Source organism: Myxococcus virescens, assembly GCF_900101905.1.
Classification (GTDB): domain Bacteria; phylum Myxococcota; class Myxococcia; order Myxococcales; family Myxococcaceae; genus Myxococcus; species Myxococcus virescens.
Genome location: NZ_FNAJ01000041.1, coordinates 1 through 5,863 on the forward strand (window position 1 = coordinate 1; position 5,863 = coordinate 5,863).

The window sequence follows — 5,863 nt, forward strand, 5'->3', positions numbered from 1 at the left end:
GGGGGCATCCTCCTCAACGGGTACGGGCCGACGGAGGGGACGACATTCACGACAGTGCACCGGGTAGCAGAGGAGGACGTGGGGTTGACGGTGCCCATTGGGAAGCCGGTGGGGAATACGCGGGTGTACGTGCTGGACGAGGGAATGCGTCCGGTGCCGGTAGGGGTGAGGGGCGAGTTGTACGTGGGAGGGGAGGGGCTGGCGGAGGGGTACGTGGGGAGGCCGGAGTGGACGGCGGAGCGCTTCGTGCCGTCACCGTTTGGGGAGGGGGAGCGGCTGTACCGGACAGGGGACGAGGTGAGGTGGCAGGAGGGTGGGGTGCTGGAGTTTCTGGGGCGCCGGGACGCGCAGGTGAAGGTGAGGGGTTACCGGATTGAGTTGGGGGAGGTGGAGGAGGCGCTGAAGCAGCACGCGCAGGTGAAGGAAGCGGCAGCGGTGGTGAGGGGAGAGGGGCAGGAGAAGCGGGTGGAGGCGTACGTGGTGGCGCCTGGGGGAGAGGGAGGGGCGCTGAAGGAGTACGTGAGGCAGAAGCTGCCGGAGTACATGGTGCCGTCGGTGGTGGTGGTGTTGGAGGCACTGCCGCTGACGCCCAACGGCAAGGTCGACCGCAAGGCACTGTTGGCCTCCGACGCGGGTCCTTCCGAGCCGCGTCAGCACATCGAGCCGCGTACGGCCACCGAGCAGCGGCTGAGCATCATCTGGTGTGAAGTGCTGGGCATCGAGCGGGTGAGCGCGGACGCTGACTTCTTCGAGTTGGGTGGGCACTCGTTGCTGGCCACGCAGCTCATCGCGCACATCCGCTCCGCCTTCGGCGTGGAGTTGCCCCTGCGCACGCTCTTCGCGTCACCGGCTCTCGAAGGGCTCGCGCTGCGAATCGAGGAGGCGGCGCGGGAAGCGGCGTCGCCGAGCGTGCCAGCGCTGACCCGGGTAGCTCGCATGGGCGCATTGCCCGTGTCGTTCGCCCAGCAGCGGCTCTGGTTCATCGACCAGCTCCACCCGGGCAGTGTCAGCTACAACGTCCCCATCGTCCTCCGGATCGAGGGCTCACTCGATGTGGGCGCGTTGCAGCGCGCGTTCTCCGCGCTGGTGGCGCGCCATGAGTCGTTGCGCACCACGTTTGCCTCCCACGAGGGACAGCCTGTCCAGGTCATCCATCCGGCCATGGACGTCCAGCTCGCCTTCGAGGACTTGAGCACGCAGCCGGAAGAGGAGCGCGAGGCCGAATTCCGCGCGCGTGCGACGCGAACAGCCCTGCGGCCGTTTCATCTGGAGCGCGGCCCCTTGATGCGCGTGGGGCTGTCGCGGCTGTCGCCGGATGTGCACGCCCTGGTGCTGGTGCTGCATCACATCGTCTCGGATGGCTGGTCGCTGGGCGTGCTGGTCCGCGAGTTGGGCGCGCTCTATGCGGCCTTCCTCGAAGGACGGTCTCCCGGGTTGCCGGAGCTGCCCGTGCAGTACGCGGACTACGCGGTGTGGCAGCGGCAATGGCTGAGTGGGGCCGTGCTGGAGACACAGCTCGACTGGTGGCGGCAGCAGCTGTCTGGCGCGCCTCCTCATCTGGAGCTGCCTACCGACAAGGCCAGGCCGGCCACGTTGTCGCACCGTGGAGCATGGGTGCCGGTGCGGTTGCCACGGCCGATGAGCGACGCCGTGACGGCGCTGGCCCATGCGGAGGGAGCCACGCCCTTCATGGTGCTGCTGGCGGCCTTCCAGTTCCTGCTGTCGCGCTACTCGGGGCAGGAGGACGTGCTGGTGGGCTCGCCTATCGCGGGTCGCCGGTACGAAGAGACGGAGGGGCTCATCGGCTTCTTCGTCAACACCCTGGTCCTCCGCGCCCAGGTCCAGCCCCATGCCACCTTCCGCGAGCTGCTGGCGCAGGTGCGTGAGCGCACACTGGGGGTATACGAGCATCAGGACCTTCCCTTCGAGAAGCTCGTGGAGCATCTGAAACCCGAGCGGGACCTGGGGCGCAGCGCGCTCTTCCAGGTCCTCTTCGTATTGCAGAACGCCCCGGTGGGGCCGTTGGCGCTGCCCGGGCTGACCGTGAAGCCGATGGGGTTGATCGACAAGGAGGCGGCGCGCTTCGAGCTTTCGTTGAGTCTGGGGGAGACACCACGGGGTTTCGAGGGCTTGCTCCAGTTCAGCACCGACCTCTTCACGGTGGCCACGGCGGAGCGGATGGTGTTCCACCTGGAGCAGGTGCTGAAGGCCGTCACCACGCGGCCCGAATCGCGCCTCTCCGAGATACCGCTGCTGACCGATGCCGAGCGTCATCAGGTGCTGGTGGAATGGAACGGCTCGGCAACGGCTCTCCCGTGGGAGGCTGTCCACCGGCGCGTCGAGCACCACGCGGAGCGGACGCCGGAGGCGCCCGCGGTGCGGTGCGAGGAGCGGGAGCTGACGTACCGCCAGTTGGAGGCGCAGGCCAATCAGGTGGCGCACCAATTGAGGGGAATGGGGGTGGGCGCGGAAGTGCCAGTGGCGCTGTGCCTGGAGCGGGGCGTGGAGTGGGTGGTGGCGATGCTGGGGATCTTGAAAGCGGGAGGTGCATACGTGCCGCTGGACTCCGAGCAGCCCGAGTCCCGCCTCCGCGCGCTGGTGGAAGAAGTAGCCGCGCCGGTGGTGGTGACGCAGGCTCGGCATGCGACGACTTTCGAGGGACTGTCGGCGCGCCGGGTGGAGATGGATGGAGACGCGGCGCGGATCGAGTCGCAGCCGACGGAAGCGCCGCGGGTAGAGGTGCAACCCGAGCAACTGGCGTACGTGCTGTTCACATCCGGAAGCACGGGGCGGCCCAAGGGCGTGGCGGTCACACACGGGCAGCTTGCCAACTACGTGGAAGCGGCGAATGCGCGGCTGGGGTTGGCGGAGTGCACACGCTTCGCGCTGGTGTCGACGTTGGCGGCGGACCTGGGAAACACGGTGCTGTACGCGGCGCTGTGGACGGGGGGACTGCTGCATGTGCTGACGCAGGAGCGGGCAAGCAGCGCGGCGGGTGTGGAGGAGTACTTCCAGCGGCATGGGGTGGAGTGTTTGAAGGTGGTGCCCTCGCACCTCGCGGCGCTGATGAGTGGCGCCGCGCCAGGGCAGGTGTTGCCGACGAAGCGGCTGGTGGTGGGAGGAGAGGCCGCCTCGTGGAGCCTGCTGGAGCAGGTGGCGGCGTTGGCGCCCGGGTGCGAGGTGCACAACCACTACGGCCCGACGGAGACGACGGTGGGGGTGCTGGCGGGGCGAGTAGCGCTGCCGCGTCGAGCGGAGTCACCCGCGACGGTGCCGCTGGGACGGCCGATGAGCAACACGCGGGTGTACGTGCTGGACGGGAGCCTGCGCCCTGTGCCGGTGGGCGTGGGGGGAGAGTTGTATGTGGGAGGAGCGCAGGTCACGCGAGGGTACGTCGGGCGCCCGGAGTTGACGGCGGAGCGGTACGTGCCGGACCCGTACAGTGGGGAGGCTGGTGCGAGGATGTACCGCACGGGGGACAAGGTGCGGTGGTTGGGGGATGGGCAACTGGAGTTCATCGGGCGGACGGACTTCCAGGTGAAGGTGAGAGGGTTCCGGGTGGAACCCGGAGAAGTGGCGGCGGTGCTCAGAGCGCATCCCGACGTCCAGGACGCGGTGGTGGTCGCGCGAGAAGAGGTGCCTGGAGACAAACGGCTGGTGGGCTACGCCGTTCGTACGGCCCGGGCGGCTCCGGACATCGCGGCCCTCAGGGCCTTCCTCCAGCAGCGGCTTCCTGGGCACATGGTGCCGTCGGCGCTGGTGGTGCTGGAAGCCTTGCCGCTGACGCCCAACGGCAAGGTGGACTGGCGCGCGCTGCCCGTGCCGGACGTGTCGGCGCGTGGCCCGGCTTCCGCCTATGCGGCGCCGGCTTCCCCCATGGAAGAGTCGTTGGCCGCTGTCTGGGCCCACGTCTTGCGAATGGAGCGGGTGGGCCGGGAGGACGACTTCTTCGCGTCGGGTGGACATTCGCTCCTGGCCACGCAGGTGGTGGCGCGTGTGCGTGCGGTCCTGGGCGTAGATGTCCCGCTACGCGCCCTCTTCGAGGCGCCCACATTGAGGTCCTTTGCCCAGCAGGTGGAGCAGGCGACTCGAAGCCAGACGCTGCCCGCGCTGCGTCCGATGCCTCGGGAGGGCCGGGTGCCGCTGTCATTCGCGCAGCAGCGACTGTGGTTCCTGGATCGGCTGAAGCCGGGCGGCACCGAATACAACGTACCGTATGTGCTGCGGGTGGAGGGCCTCCTGGATGTGTCTGTCCTGGAGCGAGCCTTCTCGGAGCTGGTGCGCCGTCATGAAGTCCTGCGTACGGCCTTCCCGGATGAGGGTGGAGCACCTGTCCAGTGCATCGCTTCGCCATCGCCGGTCCACCTCTCCGTGGTGGAGTTGGGCGCCCAGGATGAGTCCGAGGTGCGGCGCCGGGTGCGCGCGGAAGTCGACCGCTCATTCGAGCTCGCGCGTGGGCCGCTGCTACGCCCCCTGCTGTTGAAGCAGTCCGAGCAGGTGCACGTCCTCGTGCTGCTGTTGCACCACATTGTCTCGGACGGCTGGTCCGCGAGCGTGCTGCTTCGGGAGTTGGCGGCGCTCTACGACGCGTTCTCGCAAGGGCTGCCGTCACCCTTGCCGGAGCTGCCCGTGCAGTACGCGGACTACGCGCTCTGGCAGCGCGAGTGGTTGAAGGGCGAGGTGTTGGAATCGCAGGTTCGCTACTGGCGCGAGGCACTGGCGGGCGCGCCGCGATTCCTGGATCTCCCCACGGACAGGCCTCGCCCCGCGGCGCAGACCTTTCGAGGCGGCGTCCAGCGGCAGATGTGGCCGAAGGCGCTGTGGCAGCAAGTGGAGGCGACCGCGCGGCGAGAAGGGGCCACGCCGTTCATGGTGCTGCTGGCTGCGTATCAGACGGTGTTGTGGCGGCTCTCGGGGCAGGACGACATCAGCGTGGGCTTCCCCATCGCGGGTCGCACGCAGGCGGAGACGGAGGGGCTCATCGGCAACTTCGCCAATACCCTGGTGCTGAGGGCTCGCGTACGTCCCGAGCTTTCCTTCCGGGACATGTTGGCGCAGGTGCGTGAGGTGACCCTGGGCGCCTACGCGCACCAGGACGTCCCATTCGAGAAGCTGGTGGAGGCATTGCAGCCGGAGCGGGACCTGAGTCGCAGCCCGTTGTTTCAAGTCTCCCTGACACTTCAGAACACGCCTGCGCCCGAAGTGAAGCTGCGACAGGGATTGTCGCTGACGGTGATGGACGCGCGGATTCAGACGTCGAAGTTCGACCTGTCGATGTTCGTCGTCGAGCTACCGGAAGGTGCCGCCGCGTCAGTCAATTACAACAGCGACCTGTTCGAGGCGAAGACGGCGGAGCGGCTGCTGAAGCAGGTGTCGGTGCTGCTGGAGGCCGCAGTCACGAATCCGGAGACGCGCCTGGGCGAGCTGTCGATGATGTCGGAGGAGGAGCGTCGCCGCTTGGTGGAGGAGTGGAGCGGGCGGCGAGAGGAGTACCCGAGGGAGGCGTCGCTGGCGGAGTTGTTTGAAGCGCAGGTGGAGAGGACACCGGGCGCGGTGGCGGTGGAGTGGGCAGGGCAGCAGGTGAGTTACGAGGCGTTGAATCGCCGAGCAAACCAGTTGGCGCACCACCTGAGGGGAATGGGAGTGGGGCCCGAGGTACGAGTGGGGTTGTGCGTGGAGCGCTCGTTGGAGTGGGTGGTGAGCGCGCTGGGGATTCTGAAGGCGGGAGGAGTGTACGTGCCGCTGGACGCGAGCTACCCGCTGGAGCGGCTGGGGTGGATGAAGCGGGAGGCGGGGGTGGCGCTGCTGGTGGCGCAGGAGAAGCTGGCGGACGAGGTGGCTGCGGGTGGAGAGCTGGTGGTGA

General features: G+C 68.3%; 1 protein-coding gene. It reads left to right on the forward strand.

What is annotated here, in order from left to right:
* Positions 1 to 5,863: non-ribosomal peptide synthetase (locus tag BLU09_RS37915; protein ID WP_143043285.1), on the forward strand; the 5,863-nt coding region annotated here is incomplete at both ends.